Consider the following 14,436-nt stretch of genomic DNA (forward strand, 5'->3'; position numbering starts at 1 on the left):
ACGGTCTGGGCGTGCACCTCAAAGCGGCCCGCCATCGCCCGCATCTCGTGCGGGTCGGTCATAAAACGAGTTGCCATGTTGCCTTTCTCCTTTTCCTTCAAGTTTCAGTGTCGAAGTTCTAACAGTTGAAATTGATGCGGTGGTAGCCGCGTTATGGATAGATTACGGCCTACCGGTTAACTGATCGCCTCAAACGGGTGACATGTACCCCCTTAATTCCCGTACCGGTTTTCCCGACATCAGACGACAACCTGCTTGGGCATGACGATCGGCTTGAAGCCGTACCGCGGTCCGGCGCCGTAGGCGCCGGCGCCCTTGGCCGCCGCAGCCATGCCCGGCATCCCGGGCATCGCCGCGACCAGCTCCGGCGCGGCCGCGGCCGTCCACCCCGAGCCCTCGAGGGGAGCGGTGGAGGAGGCCAACGACGCGGGGGCGGCCGCATTCCAACCGGCCGGCACCGACAGGCCGCCGACGGCGGAGGCCTCGCCCAGGGCGGCCGATGCGCCCGCGCCCGACACCGAGCCCACCATGGTGCCCGGAATCATTCCACCGGCGAGCGGCGTGACGGAGTCGGTGAGCGCGAACGGGATCGACGGCACCGAACCCAGCGTGTGTCCCAGGGAGACCGCGGTCGGGATGGTGTTGCACACCCACCATGCCGCGGTGTTCACCGCGCCGTTGATGCCGTTGAGCACAGACGGCGTGCCGAGGAAGTTGTCGATCGAGCCCAGAATGCCGTTGGTCGTGAACGGGAGGCTGGGCGCGGCCGCCGCCGCGGGAGCCGCCAGTGCTTGGGCCGTGCCAGCCGTCGAGTCCGCGGCCAGCGCGGTGCTGCTGGCGGCCGCGGCGGTCGCGGGGTTGGTGGTCGACGTCAGCGGAGTCACCGGGGTGAGAACCCCGGCGGCCGCGGAGGCGGCCTGGTAGGCGGCCATCATGGCAGCGTCCTGCGCCCACATGGCGGCGTACTGCGCCTCGGTCGCGGCGATCGCGGCCGAGTTGATGCCCAGGAAGTTGGTGGCCACGAGCGTCGCCAGCAGCGTCCGGTTGGCCGCGATCACCGGCGGCGGCACCGTCGCCGCGAACGCGGCCTCGTAAGCGGCCGCCGAGGCCATGGCCTGCGCGCTCGCCTGCTCGAGCGTCGCCGACGTTTCGGTCAGGTAGGCGATGATGGGCTGGGCCGCGGCCGCGGCCGCAGCCGAGCCGCCGCCCGTCCACTGCTCGCTGGTCAGCAACGAGATGATCGATTCCCACTGGGTCGCCGTGGTGCTCACCTCGGCGGCCAGGTTGGCGTACGCCGTTGCGGCGGCCATCAGCGGCGCGGCGCCCGCGCCGGCGTACATGAGTGAGGAGGTGATCTCCGGCGGAATTGCTGCAAAGTCAAGAACCATTTGTGTTTCCCGCTCCTTTTGTCTCTAGGAATTTGAAGTCTGGATGGCAGGGCTAGACGGCCGTGGGCTTGGGCATGACGATCGGCTTGACGCCGTAGCGCGGTGCACCGAAGCCGGCGCTGTTGCGCGCGGCCGCGCCCATTCCCGGCATCCCCGGGATGATCCCGCCCGTGCCGGCCTGCGGCGCGGCGGCGGTCCAGCCGACCGTCTCGAGCGGCGCCGCGCTGGTGCCCACCACCGGGGTGGCCGGGGCGGCCCACGTCGGCGGCACCGAGAGCTTGCCGACCAGGCTCGCCTGGCCCGCCGCGGCCATTGGCGCCGCGCCGATCCCGGCCATACCACCGCCGGCCATCGGCGCGGTCGTGTCGGCCAGGCCCGCCGCGTCGGCCGCCGAGCCGGCGGCGTCGGCGGCGGAGGTGTCGAGCAGACCGCCACCGGCCAGACCCAGGAGGTCGGAACCGGCCGAGGCCCAGTTGCCGCCGCCGATGTTGAAGAGGTTGGCGGTGTTGCTCGAGAGGCCGAAGATCCCGCCGAGCATTTGCGGGTTGGTGCCGTTGCCGGTGCTACCGAGCAGGTATGCCAGCCAGTCCAGCGGGGTGTTCGACGGCGCGGCGGCAGCGGCGGCGGCCGGAGACGCGGCGCTCGACAGCGTGGCCTGGGCCGCGTTGATGGCCTCAGTGTCGCCGTAGCTGCCGGAGCTGATGCCCAGGGTTTGGGCGTAGTTCTCGAGCAGCGTTTGCGCCTCGGTGGCGATCGCCTGGTACTGGGTGCCGTACGCCGAGAAGATCGCGGCTTGCTGGGCCGACACCGGGTCGGCGGCGGCCGGAGCGATGACCGTGGTCGCCGCCGCGGCGCCCGCGTTCTGCGCGGCCAGGTTGGTGTTGATCCCCGACAGCAGCTGCTCGGCAGCGAGCATCTCTTCGGTCTGTGTTGTCAGAAATGCCATCGATTGCTCCTAATGTTGGAACGAGTCGACCCCCGTGTGTTGGTCGACCTGTGTGTTCGCGTAACGGCCCCTGTGCGTTGGCGTAACACTAACGACCCACGACTCCACGGTCCCGACCGAAAGCGCCAGCGTGACAGCCGTTTACGGCTTTTTAACGATGAAGTCGGTAGTTTTAACACGGTCCTGCCGCGCGACATAGTGATGTGATCTGTCATCTGCCGGAAAGCCGGGGTTAATGCGCGCGGGCGCGGATCCTAGCGGACGTCCCGCAGCAGCGCAGCTTGGGAACTTCGCGCATTTCCGGTGGGACGCGATGGTCCGGAACGCGCCCCGGCGCGCTAGATTCGCCGCCGAGCCCCCATAGCCCAATTGGCAGAGGCAGCGGACTTAAAATCCGCCCAGTGTCGGTTCGAGTCCGACTGGGGGCACCGGGCGAATATGCAGGCAGACGCCGCACGAGCGGCCGTCAGCGGTCAGTTTCCGAAAAAGTCCGGGCCGCGCCGTCGCACACCGTCAACTCACGCAGCCCGGGCAAGGGCCGGGGTCGCCCTATGACTCGGTCTCCCGCCGCGCGCATGAGGTGATCGCCTCATTTTGGCCACGACACGTCAACGAATTGGGATCGGTAGTCCGTCGGCCTCCATCTACTTATCGCACGCGCCGCCACCAGGTGGCGCATCCCCCGTAGGACTCGGCAGGAAACGAAAGGAGCCGGCCATCAACACCAACGTCGCTACCCATCACGCAGCCCCTTCGACTGCTCGCAAGACCCGCATGGCCGGCCTGTACGCATTGAAGCCGTGGTTCACCGCAAGGCTGGCCCCGATCGTCGACTTTGCGGTGGCTCGGCGAGTGTCTCCCGACGTCTTCACCGCCGCCGGTGTCGCCGCGGCTGGTGCCGCCGGAACCGCCATCGCGTTCGGTTGGTGGCCGCTGGCGGCGGTCTTCATGGTGATCCGGCTGGCCGGCGCCAACCTTGACGGAGCGGTCGCCCGAGCGCGTGGCGTGAGCCGGCCGTGGGGCTTCGTGGTCAACGAACTCGGCGACCGCACCGCAGACCTGCTCGCCTTCGCGGGCCTGGCGGTCTGGGCGGCGCGGCAGCACGGCTCCGGATTGCACTGGTTGTCCTGGCCCGTGCTTCAGGTTCTGCTGGCCGCGCTGGCCGCCACGTTGCCGACCTTCGCGTCGCTGGCCGTCGCCGCGGCGGGCCTCACGCGCCGCAACGGCGGACCGCTCGGCAAGACCGAACGCTGCCTGTTCCTCGTGCTGGCCACCGCCTTTCCCATCGCCATGCCGATCCTGCTGGCGCAGTTGGTGAACGGATCGCTGCTCACCACTGTCCTGCGGCTGCGGGCCGCCCACCGCGAGTTGAAGGCGCGGCCCGCGCACGAAACGCCGGTCGAAACGACCGAGCGCCTCGCGCTGTTCGAGCAGTTCGATGCGATCACGCAGCCGTTCATCGTGACTCACCAGCGGTTCGACGCCGTCACGCTGCCCATGGCGCAGGTGGCCGCATGACCGTCAACCGAACTGCGAGCGTCCTTCGCCACTGGCTGTGGCGGACGGTGTGCGCCGTCTCCGGCGGCCTCACGGTGACCGGGCGGTGGACCGCCGAGGGCGGCTGCATCGTCGTCGCCAATCACGCCTCGCACGCCGACACCGCGGTGCTGGTGGCGGCGTTGCCGCCCACAGCTCGCCCGGTCTTCGGCGCGGCCGCCGATTACTGGTTCGACGTGCCGGTGCGACGCTTCATCGCCACCTCGCTGATCGGAATACTGCCGGTGCGACGCTCGGGCGACGGCAACTACGACGCGCTGGTCGCGGCCGTCGGCCCGGCGCTGCGCGCGGGACGGACCGTCGTCATCTATCCCGAGGGAACGCGGTCCACGGACGGCACCATCGGCGAATTCCGTTACGGCGCAATACGTCTGGCGCGAGAGTTCGGGGTGCCCATCGTTCCGGTAGCGATCGTGGGGACTGCCGACGTGCTACCGAAGGACGGAAGCTTCTCGCCCGGCCCGATGGAGGTACGCCTCGGTGCACCTGTCGATCCCCACACCACCTCGGCACCGCAACTGCGGTCGCGGGTGCTGGCACTGCGGGGCGACTTCGTGGCCGATGACCGCTTCGCGCTGGCGTCGTAGAACCGGGGGCCCGCAATGTCACTCGTCGAGCACTGGTTGCCTCGTCTCGATCGGCGGATGCCGCTCAACATAGACCTGGGTCCGCTGCACGTTCACATGTATTCGCGGGCGGTGTTCCTGATGTGGGTCACGGTGGCGATCCTCGCGGTCGCGGGCATCGCCGTCGCGCTCTCGCGCAAGCAGGAGTTGGTGCAGAAGTGGCGCACCTGGGTGCTGATCGCCCCGGCTGTCGGGCTCCCCGTCTGGGCCGGCCACGGCACGGCGGCGGGCTTGGCCGCGGCACTGGCTGTCGTCGCGGTGATCGAGTACGCGCGACTGGTCAAGCTCGGCCGCGCCGACACCTACGTGCTCGTGGTGCTGGCCGTGGCATACCCGATCGCGGCGTGGCTGCGCCCCACGCTTCTCCAGTTCGCGCCGATCGTCGTGCTGCTGTGCGTGGTGCCCTCCGTCCTCGAGGGCGACGTCGAGCATGGCGCCAGGCGGGCAGCGTCCGCCGCGTTCGCGTCGGTGTGGATCTGCTGGTCGCTTTCCCACCTCGTCATGGTGGGGGCGGACGCGTACCTGCTGTGCTTCGCCGTCGCGGCCACCGACGTCGCGGCCTGGTGTGGCGGAAAAGGGTTGCGCCGCATGCGATGGGCGCGCAGGCCGCTCTCCCCGCTGAGTCCCAACAAGACCATCGGCGGGATGGTCGGCGCCATTGCCGGCGCGTTCGTAATCCTCACGCTCCTGGGCACCATCTCCGTCGGCCTGCTCATCGCCGTCTCCATCGGCGGTCTGTTCGGTGACTTGCTCGAGTCCATGCTCAAGCGCCAGGCCCAGGTCAAGGACGCCGGTGGCTGGCTGCCCGGCTTCGGCGGCCTACTCGACCGCATCGATTCACTGCTGGTTGTCCTCCCACTCGCGTACTTCCTCGGATGAGAGATCTCGATGAATAACGACAAGCCCACGCTGCCGATCACCCTGCGTAACCGGACCGACGACGCCACGGATATGCGTGCTCGTTGGCGATTCCCGGCAGCGCCGTTCGGGTCGATCCCGATAAGCCGGAGCGTCCGGCCCGCGGCGACCGATGGCCTGCAGATGCAGGATGTCACCCTCGCCGTAGACGGCAAAAAGGTTCTCCTGGACCAGGTTTCGTTCACGGCGCGCCCCGGTACCCTGACCGCGGTGATCGGTCCATCGGGCGCGGGCAAGTCGACGCTGGCCAAGGTCGCCGCCGGGGCGCAGCGCCCGACCGGCGGCACGGTGTGTTTCCGGGCGAGGGCCGTGCACGCCATGCGCAGCGAGATCGGGATGGTGCCCCAGGACGATCTGGTGCACGGCCGACTCACCGTCACTCAGGCGCTGCGGTTCGCGGCGGAACTCCGAATGCCCGCCGACACCACCGCAAGCGAACGCGGGCAGGTGATCAGCACGGTGCTCGAGGAACTCGAGCTCTCGCCGCACGCCGACACCCGCATCGACAAGTTGTCGGGCGGCCAGCGTAAGCGCGTGTCGGTGGCGGTCGAATTGTTGACCCGTCCCGACCTATTGGTGCTCGACGAACCGACGACGGGGCTGGATCCGGCCCTGGACCGCTCGGTGATGGCGATGCTGCGCCGGTTGGCCGACGCCGGCCGCGTGGTCGTGGTGGTGACGCACTCGTTGACGTTCCTGGACGTGTGCGACCAAGTGCTGCTGCTCGCGCCCGGCGGGAAGACGGTTTTCTGCGGACCACCCGATCGGCTCAGTTCCTTTCTGGGAGCGTCGGATTGGGCCGACATCTTCACGAAGGTATGTTCCGATCCGGACGGTATGCACCGACGGTTCGTGCAGGGCCGGGGCTCCCAGGCCGCGGACACCGGGTGCCGCGCCGCGCCGGTGCAGCCGGCATCACAACCACCCCGGGTGGGCGTGTGGCGCCAAACGTCGACGCTCGCACGCCGCCAGGTGCGGTTGCTTGCGGCGAACCGGGGTTACCTCGCCTTCCTCGCGGTGTTGCCGTTCGTCGTCGGCCTGCTGCCGTTGACCGTCACGGGCCATGCGGGCCTGAGCCACATGCCGGCGCTTGGCGCACCGCCGTTCGAAGCCAAGCACATCGTCGCGTTGACGAGCTTCGCGGCGATCCTGATGGGAACCACACTCAGCGTCCGCGATCTCGTCGGCGAACGCGCCGTCTTCCGGCGCGAGCGGGCGGCGGGATTGTCGGCGTCGGCTTACCTGCTGGCGAAAACAACCGTCTTCGGCGCGGTCGCGGTGCTTCAATCCGCCATACTCGTCCTGATCGTCACGGCGCCTTCGATCGGCAAGCCTGGCCCGTCGAGTGCGGTGGTCTTGGGCAGCCCGACCTTCGAGTTGTTCGTCGGTGTCGCGACGACGTGCGTGGTGGCGGTCGTTCTCGGGCTTGCGCTTTCGGCTCTCGCGCGCACCGGCGATCAGGTCATCGTGCTGTTGGCGATGACCCTGATGGCGCAACTGGTGCTCGCGGGCGGTTTCATCCCGGTGACCGGCAGACCGCTGATGGAGGCCCTTGCCTGGCTGACTCCCGGACGATGGGGGTTCGCGGCCACCGCGTCGACGGCCGATCTGACCAAGCTGGTCGCGGGGATTGCGAACGAGTCGCTCTGGCGGCACTCCAGCTCGGCATGGCTCATGAACATGGCCATGTTGGGAGTGCTTGCCGTGCTCTTCGCGGGCATCACGCGGTGGCGCCTTCGACGTTGAGGCACCTCGCTGCCGGAGCTAGAGCCTTTGTGCCCTGTCTAGCCGGCGCCGCCGGAACGAAGATCACCATGCACGGGGTTTAGGAGGCCGGTGGTGATCAAGCGAGCCATGGTGGGCGCGGCGGCGGTGCTTCTCTTGGTGGCGGGCTGCTCGTCTGGAACACACACCGGCGCTGGCGGCACGACCACCACGAGCACGTCTCACGCTCAGGCGGTGCGCGGTTGGGTCGAAATGACCAAGGACCACATGCAGGAGTTGGGAATCGCCATGGGCAAGGCGACATTTGCCATCGGTACCCAGGACTACGCCGCTCTCGGGGCGGCCTGCCGCGACGGGCACGAGGCGGCGAGCTTCCTGCAAGGGCATATGCCGTCCCCCGACAAGGAGCTCACCGACGCGTTGCAAGCCAGCCTCGACGACTTCGACGCCGCCTCCCATTTCTGCGTCGCCGCGATCGAGGATCGCGACACGAACGAGGCGCGCCACGCGGGCGAATTCATGAATTCCGCGGAGGCGCATCTCACCACCGCCAGCGCCATCCGTGACCGCATTGTCAACGGTTCCCCGTAGGCGCCGGCGAGATGAACGCCCACCCCGGTAAGCGGTCGGCCGTCTGTGCCGTCCTGCTGCTCGCCGCGACGCTGCTTTCCCCGGCGCCGGCGTCGGCCGACCCGGCCGATGATGCGTTCATCGCGTCACTGGCGAATTACGGGATCGAGGTTCGGGACAGCGACATCGCGATCGCGATGGCCCACCGGGTGTGCACCGGGTTCGACAACAACGCCAATGCCAGCGTTCTGGCGATGAAGGTGAAGCACGACACCGATCTCACGATGAGAGAGTCCAGCTACTTCGTCGGCTTGTCCGTGGCGGCCTACTGCCCGCAGTATCGGGGCCTCATCGACAGTTCGCTGATCTGGCTGATCCCGGGGCCGCCGCTGATGTGAGTGCGCGCCGGGCACAGTAAGTTGGTCGCGACCGCCACCGCGAAGGAGGGTGCGCCGAAGTGACCGACGATCCGCGGGTCGACGAGGTCTCCCGCCAATACGATCGCTGGGAGTATCCGCCTCCGGTGACCGACCTGGCGGCGTGGAGCAAGAACCACTGGGATTGGTTCGATCCCTTCTGGGCGCACCGGGTGCTGTGGCCCGACCGGGACTACAAGCCCGACCTAGACATCCTGATTGCGGGGTGCGGCACCTTCCAGGCGGCCCTCTTCGCCTTCATGAACCGCGGCGCCAAAGTGGTCGCGATCGACGTCAGCCGGTCGGCGCTGAAGCACCAGCAGTACCTGAAGGACAAGCACGGCCTGGACAACCTGGAACTGCGCCTGCTGCCCATCGAAGAGGCGTCGACCCTGCATCGCGACTTCGACCTCATCGTGTCCACCGGCGTCCTGCACCACATGGCGGATCCGCTGGCCGGGCTCAAGGCGCTCGGCGGGTGCCTGCGCACCGAAGGCGCGCTGGGCGTCATGCTTTACGCGAAGTACGGCCGGCTCGGTGTCGACATGCTCGAATCGGCTTTCCGCGACCTCGGGCTGACGCAGGACGACGCGTCGGTCCAATTGGTCAAGGAGGCGCTTGCGGTGCTGCCGCCCGATCACCCCGTCCGCCCCTACCTGAAGGGCGCTCGCGACCTGGTGTCCGACGGCGCCCTGGTGGACACGTTCCTGCACAGCCGCCAGCGCAACTACACCGTTGCCGAATGCCTGGACCTGGTCGACTCCGCTGGGCTGGCGTTCCAGGGCTGGTTCCACAAGGCGCCGTATTACCCGCACGACTTCGTCGCGCCGGCGAGCCAATTCCAGGCGATGCTCGACCGACTGCCCGACGCCGAACTCTGGTCGGTGATGGAACGCCTGCAGCCTGCCAATGCCAGCCACTTCTTCATCGCCTGCCGCCCGGAACGTCCCAAGGAGCAATACACGATCGATTTCTCGACGGCCGCGGCGCTCGACTACGTCCCGCTGCTGCGGACGGCCTGCCTGCTCAGGGGCGAGGAAATTCACCTGCCCGGCACGACGCTGAAGCTCAACCCGGCCCAGCTGCCCTTCGTTGCGCAGGTCGACGGCCGTCGCACGATCCGGGACATCATCGAGCAGGTGGCGCAGCGCGACGACGTCGGCCCGGAAAACGCCGACTTGGTGCGCGACTTCGGGCGCAAGCTGTTCCAGTCGCTGTGGCGGCTCGATTTCCTGGCGATCGCGCTGAACGCGTGAGATGCCTTGCGTCGCAAAGGGTTTAGCCAGCGTCCGCCGCCGGCTCGTCGATGATCCCGCGAGCCAGCCGCGCGAGGAGGCCCCCGATGTCCCGTGCCGCCGCCGTCTGGTCGGCCACACCGGCCCGGATGGCGTTTCGGGGCAGGTCGGGATACAACGCGTCCGCGAGCTCCTGGACCACCGTCGTCCCGCCCGCGGCCTTGATGGCGCCCAATCCGGCCACGCCGTCGTCGAGCAGCCCCGACATCAGCACGCCGATCGCGTGCCGGCCGTAGTCTAGGGCGACAGATCGAAAGAGCGGGTCGATGGCGGGTCGGCGACCGCGTTCCAGGGGCCCGGTCGACAGCACCGCGCGATGGTCACGGGCGAGCAGATGGCGGTCGGGCACCGCGGCGTAGATTCGCCCGGCCTCCAGCGCGGCGCCGGCGACCGCGGTGACCGCCGGCAACGGGCCGCTGCGGTCGATGATCTCCGCGAGCAGCGAGGGCGTTTCGCGGCTCATGTGCACGACGATCATGACCGCGAACGGAAGGTCCGCCGGCATTCCCGCCGCCAGGTCGCACAGCGCTTCGATACCTCCGGCGGATGCGCCGATCGCCACTACGCCTTCGGCGGGTGCGGCCGTAGGTTCCATCGCTCGACCTAGCCTTGCTCTGCCCTGGCTGACAGCTCGGAAGACCCCGCCACCGCTTACCAGCGTAGGACTTCAACCCTGGCCCTGCCACATACGGATTGCCAAGGGCCATAAGCCCTCCGCTCGCAACGGCTTTGATGGCCTAGCGTCGCGGCTCGGGGCGGCCCGCGGACCAAATGTTCGGCCTGCCGACCGGGCGACGAACCAGCGCTCATACACTGACCCATCGTGGGCATGCTCTTTGGTCTTGCGCCGTGGATCGCGTACTGGGTGCTCGTCGGCAACGTTCCGTTTTCTGCCGCCGCGATTGTCGGGCTGATCGTCGCGGCCACCGCGCTGTTGATCGGGAACGTCGCCGACGAGGCGGAGCGGACGCTCGAAATCGGTTCCGCCGCAGTCTTTGTGGCGCTGACGGTGCTGTCTTTCGCGGTGAGTTCCTCGTTCGCCCAGCGGTGGATGTTGCCGGTGAGCGCCGCCGGGTTCTTCCTGGTGGCGCTGGTCGGCACCCTGACCGGCAAGCCATTCGTGCGCGCCTTCGCGGCCGCGGAACAACCCGCGGACGTCGTCAAGACCGGGCTGTTCGGCCGGATGGTCGGCGTCCTGAGCTGGATCTGGTTGGCGACGGCGGCCGGCATGACGGTGTCGTCGGCCATCCCGGCGATCGCGCGCCGTGATGCGACGATCCTGGACACCCGAACCCCGCTGTCCTACGTGTGTTACTGGATCGTTCCGTTCACGCTGTTGGCCCTGGCGGCCCTCGCGTCTCGGTTGGTGGCCGACCGGATGCTGGCCGGCATCGACGACCTCGTGCGGGAGACCTCGTTCGTCGCTTACGACGAGGCGACCATCGACGAGCTGTACTACCTCGCCCAGGAACACGCGAACCGCGAGGTCGGCCCCGGCAAGGAGGCCTACAACGTGAAGGTGGGGGGCGTGGGCACCCCGTTGACCGGGGACGAGTCCCGCAAGTCGTGGCCGTCGACCTACAAGGTGCGCGACAAGCGGCGCTGAGCGCTCGGGTTTTTCCGATACGTTGGTTTCCGGCGGGGCGGCCCGGCGCCAGCCGCATGCGCCCCGCTCCCGGTGTCGGCCAGCCACGAGGAGTCGCGATGAACGCGCCCAGTCCAGACGCCATCCGCGCGGAGACCATCACCATCACCGGGCACGGCGGCGACGAGATCGAGGCCTACCGGGCTTCCCCCTTGGCGGAGGGGACGCGCGGCGGAGTCGTGTGGATCCATCACATGCCGGGCTATGACCGCGAGACCAAGGAGTTCGTCCGGCGCCTCGCCGTCACCGGCTACCACGCCGTGGCGCCGAACCTCTATTCGCGCGAGGCCCCGGGCGCGTCGCCCGACGACGCCGCGGCGGCGGCGCGCGCCGCGGGCGGGGTGCCCGACGAGCGGCTCGTCGGTGACGTCGCGGGCGCGGTAGAACACCTGCGTTCGTTGCCGGGCGCCAACGGCAAGTTCGGGGTCATCGGGCACTGTTCGGGCGGCCGGCACGCCTACCTGGCGGCCTGCTCGCTGCCGTTCGACGCCGCGGTGGACTGCTACGGCGCGTTCATCGTCGAGGATCCGCCGGAGGGCATGCCCAAGGTCATGAAGCCGATCCTGCAGCTGGCACCCCAGCTCGGCTGCCCGCTGCTGGGCCTGTTCGGCCTCGACGACCGGTTCCCGGCGCCCTCGGCGGTGGCCGCCCTGGACGAGGAGCTGAACAGGCTGAACAAGCCGCACGAGTTCCACTCCTACGAGGGCGCGGGTCACTCGTTCTTCTCCGTCGATCGCCCCGCGTATCGGCCGGAGGCCGCGGTCGACGGCTGGCGCCGCATCGACGAGTTCTTCGCCACCCACCTGAAAGGTTAGGTTTCGCCGCTCATGTGCACCTATCTCACCGAACACGTCGCGATCGACGGCAGCGGCAAGGGCGCCACGGGGTGGTTCGGCGCCAGCCGCGCGACCGTGTACGTCGACCATCCCGTGCACGCCGCCTACGGCCACACGGTCAACATCGACGTCATCAACCCGCAGCTGGGGCCGTCGGCGCGGGTGGCGCTGGAACTCACCGAGGAAAGCGCCCTGGCGCTGGCCGACGCCATCCGCGCGGCGATCGCCCACGCCCCGGCCGGGCTGGCCTCGAAGGATCAGCCGTGACCGCCGAGCGTGACTACCCCCAGATGGCTGCCGCGCGCGGCAGAATCGAGCCGGCGCCGCGCCGGGTGCGCGGCTACCTCGGGGACGCGTTGGTCTTCGACACCACCGCCGCCCTGTATGTGTGGGAAGTTCCGTACTACCCGCAGTACTACATCCCGCTGGCCGATGTCCGTGCGGAGTTCCTGCGCGACGAAAACCATTCGCAGCGCGTGCAATTCGGTCCGTCGCGGCTGCACTCCATCGAGGCCGCCGGCCAGACGCACCCGTCCGCCGCGCGGGTGTTCGACCCCGACGGCGACGGGCCCGTGGCCGGCACGGTGCGATTCGAATGGAATGGGCTGCGGTGGTTCGAGGAAGACGAGCCTATCTACGGCCACCCGCGCAATCCCTATTCGCGCGTTGACGCGCTGCGCTCGCACCGGCACGTTCGGGTCGAACTTGACGGAATTGTGCTGGCGGACAGCAGTTCTCCGGTACTGCTGTTCGAAACAGGTTTGCCGACAAGGTATTACATCGACCCGACCGACATCTCCTTCGAGCACCTCGAACCCAGCACGACGCAGACGCTTTGCCCGTACAAGGGCGTGACGTCGGGGTACTGGTCGGTGCGGTCCGGCGACACGCTGCACCCCGACCTGGCCTGGACCTACCACTACCCGTTGCCGGCCGTCGGCCAGATCGCCGGTCTGGTGGCCTTTTACAACGAAAAGCTCGATATCTTCGTCGATGGCGCCGCATTGGCCCGTCCGCAAACCCAATTCAGCTAGCGAACCGGTGTGATCTTTCCCTCTTTGTGCGCAGACCCTGAGAGTTTCTTAACCTGGACGACGCCACCGCGGTGACCGGCGACGTTAGCGGCGTACGCGAAATCCGCCGGATGCGCGTTTGCGTCGCTTTCGCTACGGGTAAGCGACTGCGATACAGCGTAATTGAAAGCCTGAGCAGAACCTGAGTGCGGGGAGTGACGTAGCTAACGTCGGGGGATTTCGACCCGCTTGGACGCGAATTTCGGCCGGTAGACTCGCAAAAACCAGTCGCTTCAGCGCCTTTCGGTGCTGAGATCCTCCTGGATCCGGAGGCCGATCGTCGCGCGAGTCCGGCGACTTCGCCCCCGTGCCGACAACATAGCAAAGGCGGTGCAGCGTGAGCGGTATGGATGACCGCAAGGCCTTCCGGCACGACCGGAATGAGCGGACGTTCCGATTCCACGACGCCCCGGTGGTGCAGATCCCGGTGCGAAACGGTCCGATCAGCGACATCGGCATCAACGGTGACGGCAGCCGACTCGTGGTGGCCAACCACGGCGGCGACACGGTGTCGATCATCGACACCGATTCCCGTCGGGTGGTGCAGACGCTGGGCATCGAGGAACCGTTCGCGGTCGCCCTGAGCGGTGGGGACTCCCCGCGCGCCTACATCAGCGCGGCGTCGGCCGCGTATGACTGGATCGCCGTCGTCGACCTCACCACCAACGCGCACGTCGCGACGCATCCGCTGGCGTCGCACGTCAGCGACCTGACCGTGAGCGCCGACGGCCGCTTCGTGTACGCCAGCCGCAACGGCGCTGCCGGCGCCGACGTCACGGTCGTCGACACCACCGCCGGCGACTTCGAGGTGATCGACCTCGCCACCAGCCCCGGGACCACCGCCGAATGCGTCCGCATCAGCCCGGACGGGCGGCACGTGTACGCCGCCACCAACGGGCCGTTTGGCGGCCAGCTGGTCGTCATCGCGACCGGGGCGCGGTCCGACGGCCGCGTCGTCGGCTCCTATGACCTGGGTCTGCCCATCCGCGACGTCGCGCTTAGCGCCGACGGCGGCACGGCCTACGTCGCCAGTTGTGGCCCCGTCGTGGGCGCGGTGCTCGACGTCATCGACACCCGGACCCGCAAGATCACCGGCACGCGCAAGCTCAGCGAGGTGGCCGGCCCGCTCACCCGCTTGTCGCTCAACCGCGACGGCCGGCGCGCCTACCTGGTCAGCGACGACCGCGTCGTGGTGGTGTGCACGCGAACGCACGACGTCATCGCTGACATCGGCGCGGCCAAGCACCCGTCCTGCGTGGTCGAAAGCCCCGACGGCCGATACCTCTACATCGCCGACCACGCCGGCGCGGTCACGGTGCTGCCGATCGCCGTGGGCCCGGGGCCGGCCGAGGCGCCGACCACCGGACTCCGCGAGCTGCCCCAGCGGGAGCCCGTCTTCGCGTAGCGGCGATCGCCGGCGCCGGCGAGGCTTAGGGTGGAG

General features: G+C 68.6%; 15 protein-coding genes, 1 tRNA gene and 1 pseudogene. 13 read left to right on the top strand and 4 right to left on the bottom strand.

Features of this window, described 5'->3' with window-relative positions; genetic code table 11:
* The 3 genes and pseudogenes from A5730_RS24175 to A5730_RS05080 all read right to left on the bottom strand — a co-directional run.
* Positions 1 to 77, bottom strand: a pseudogene (locus tag A5730_RS24175) (WXG100 family type VII secretion target); the annotation flags it as partial.
* Positions 78 to 239: 162 nt separating this feature from the next.
* Positions 240 to 1,388: a PPE family protein gene (locus A5730_RS05075; protein ID WP_067896512.1), complete on the bottom strand. Its 1,149-nt coding sequence runs from the start codon at positions 1,386 to 1,388 to the stop codon at positions 240 to 242.
* Positions 1,389 to 1,440: 52 nt separating this feature from the next.
* Positions 1,441 to 2,334 carry a PE domain-containing protein gene (locus A5730_RS05080; protein WP_055405419.1) on the bottom strand — a complete coding sequence of 298 codons (894 nt, stop codon included), beginning with the start codon at positions 2,332 to 2,334 and terminating at the stop codon, positions 1,441 to 1,443.
* Between the two features lie 354 nt (positions 2,335 to 2,688).
* Here A5730_RS05080 and A5730_RS05085 point away from each other — a divergent pair.
* The 8 genes from A5730_RS05085 (at position 2,689) to A5730_RS05120 (ending at position 9,402) form a co-directional block, all read left to right on the top strand.
* Positions 2,689 to 2,762: transfer RNA gene (locus A5730_RS05085), tRNA-Leu, on the top strand.
* 346 nt (positions 2,763 to 3,108) lie between these two features.
* Positions 3,109 to 3,852, top strand: coding sequence for a CDP-alcohol phosphatidyltransferase family protein (locus A5730_RS05090; protein ID WP_231994630.1), 744 nt, complete (start codon positions 3,109 to 3,111; stop codon positions 3,850 to 3,852).
* On the top strand, positions 3,849 to 4,478 hold the full coding sequence (locus A5730_RS05095; protein ID WP_067896515.1) for a 1-acyl-sn-glycerol-3-phosphate acyltransferase: 630 nt from the start codon (positions 3,849 to 3,851) through the stop codon (positions 4,476 to 4,478). Before A5730_RS05090 ends, A5730_RS05095 begins: the two co-directional genes overlap by 4 nt.
* A gap of 57 nt (positions 4,479 to 4,535) precedes the next feature.
* Positions 4,536 to 5,396: a phosphatidate cytidylyltransferase gene (locus tag A5730_RS05100; RefSeq protein ID WP_231994631.1), complete on the top strand. Its 861-nt coding sequence runs from the start codon at positions 4,536 to 4,538 to the stop codon at positions 5,394 to 5,396.
* Between the two features lie 9 nt (positions 5,397 to 5,405).
* Positions 5,406 to 7,181 (top strand): ATP-binding cassette domain-containing protein, encoded by a 1,776-nt coding sequence (locus A5730_RS05105; protein ID WP_067896520.1) that lies wholly within the window; start codon positions 5,406 to 5,408, stop codon positions 7,179 to 7,181.
* 93 nt (positions 7,182 to 7,274) lie between these two features.
* Positions 7,275 to 7,751: a hypothetical protein gene (locus A5730_RS05110; RefSeq protein ID WP_156745692.1), complete on the top strand. Its 477-nt coding sequence runs from the start codon at positions 7,275 to 7,277 to the stop codon at positions 7,749 to 7,751.
* Between the two features lie 11 nt (positions 7,752 to 7,762).
* The gene (locus tag A5730_RS05115; protein WP_067896526.1) at positions 7,763 to 8,128 is read left to right on the top strand and encodes a DUF732 domain-containing protein; all 366 of its coding nucleotides are present in this window, start codon (positions 7,763 to 7,765) and stop codon (positions 8,126 to 8,128) included.
* Between the two features lie 59 nt (positions 8,129 to 8,187).
* Positions 8,188 to 9,402 (top strand): methyltransferase, encoded by a 1,215-nt coding sequence (locus tag A5730_RS05120; protein ID WP_067896528.1) that lies wholly within the window; start codon positions 8,188 to 8,190, stop codon positions 9,400 to 9,402.
* Positions 9,403 to 9,424: 22 nt separating this feature from the next.
* Here the strand turns inward: A5730_RS05120 and A5730_RS05125 are convergent, their stop codons facing one another.
* On the bottom strand, positions 9,425 to 10,036 hold the full coding sequence (locus A5730_RS05125; protein ID WP_082946717.1) for a chemotaxis protein CheB: 612 nt from the start codon (positions 10,034 to 10,036) through the stop codon (positions 9,425 to 9,427).
* A 228-nt stretch (positions 10,037 to 10,264) separates the two neighbouring features.
* Between A5730_RS05125 and A5730_RS05130 the strand changes: the two genes are divergently transcribed.
* From A5730_RS05130 to A5730_RS05150, 5 genes are all read left to right on the top strand, one after another.
* Positions 10,265 to 11,047, top strand: coding sequence for a hypothetical protein (locus A5730_RS05130; RefSeq protein ID WP_067896531.1), 783 nt, complete (start codon positions 10,265 to 10,267; stop codon positions 11,045 to 11,047).
* Between the two features lie 98 nt (positions 11,048 to 11,145).
* The gene (locus tag A5730_RS05135; protein WP_067896535.1) at positions 11,146 to 11,901 is read left to right on the top strand and encodes a dienelactone hydrolase family protein; all 756 of its coding nucleotides are present in this window, start codon (positions 11,146 to 11,148) and stop codon (positions 11,899 to 11,901) included.
* A gap of 12 nt (positions 11,902 to 11,913) precedes the next feature.
* Entirely contained in the window at positions 11,914 to 12,189 is a 276-nt protein-coding gene (locus A5730_RS05140; protein ID WP_067896538.1) for a DUF6295 family protein, read from the top strand.
* A 23-nt stretch (positions 12,190 to 12,212) separates the two neighbouring features.
* The gene (locus tag A5730_RS05145) at positions 12,213 to 12,956 is read left to right on the top strand and encodes a DUF427 domain-containing protein (RefSeq protein WP_067896578.1); all 744 of its coding nucleotides are present in this window, start codon (positions 12,213 to 12,215) and stop codon (positions 12,954 to 12,956) included.
* Between the two features lie 385 nt (positions 12,957 to 13,341).
* Complete coding sequence (locus tag A5730_RS05150; RefSeq protein ID WP_231994632.1) at positions 13,342 to 14,400, top strand: YncE family protein; 1,059 nt, start codon at positions 13,342 to 13,344, stop codon at positions 14,398 to 14,400.
* Positions 14,401 to 14,436: the final 36 nt, after the last annotated feature.

This window comes from Mycobacterium sp. ACS4054 (genome assembly GCF_001667275.1).
In the GTDB taxonomy this organism is placed as follows: Bacteria; Actinomycetota; Actinomycetes; order Mycobacteriales; family Mycobacteriaceae; genus Mycobacterium.

Coding starts and splice junctions, on each gene's coding strand:
- A5730_RS05075 (WP_067896512.1), bottom strand. CDS start 1,388: ATGGTTCTTGACTTTGCAGCAATTCCGCCGGAGATCACCTCCTCACTC.
- A5730_RS05080 (WP_055405419.1), bottom strand. CDS start 2,334: ATGGCATTTCTGACAACACAGACCGAAGAGATGCTCGCTGCCGAGCAG.
- A5730_RS05090 (WP_231994630.1), top strand. CDS start 3,109: ATGGCCGGCCTGTACGCATTGAAGCCGTGGTTCACCGCAAGGCTGGCC.
- A5730_RS05095 (WP_067896515.1), top strand. CDS start 3,849: ATGACCGTCAACCGAACTGCGAGCGTCCTTCGCCACTGGCTGTGGCGG.
- A5730_RS05100 (WP_231994631.1), top strand. CDS start 4,536: ATGCCGCTCAACATAGACCTGGGTCCGCTGCACGTTCACATGTATTCG.
- A5730_RS05105 (WP_067896520.1), top strand. CDS start 5,406: ATGAATAACGACAAGCCCACGCTGCCGATCACCCTGCGTAACCGGACC.
- A5730_RS05115 (WP_067896526.1), top strand. CDS start 7,763: ATGAACGCCCACCCCGGTAAGCGGTCGGCCGTCTGTGCCGTCCTGCTG.
- A5730_RS05125 (WP_082946717.1), bottom strand. CDS start 10,036: ATGGAACCTACGGCCGCACCCGCCGAAGGCGTAGTGGCGATCGGCGCA.
- A5730_RS05135 (WP_067896535.1), top strand. CDS start 11,146: ATGAACGCGCCCAGTCCAGACGCCATCCGCGCGGAGACCATCACCATC.
- A5730_RS05140 (WP_067896538.1), top strand. CDS start 11,914: ATGTGCACCTATCTCACCGAACACGTCGCGATCGACGGCAGCGGCAAG.
- A5730_RS05145 (WP_067896578.1), top strand. CDS start 12,213: ATGGCTGCCGCGCGCGGCAGAATCGAGCCGGCGCCGCGCCGGGTGCGC.
- A5730_RS05150 (WP_231994632.1), top strand. CDS start 13,342: ATGGATGACCGCAAGGCCTTCCGGCACGACCGGAATGAGCGGACGTTC.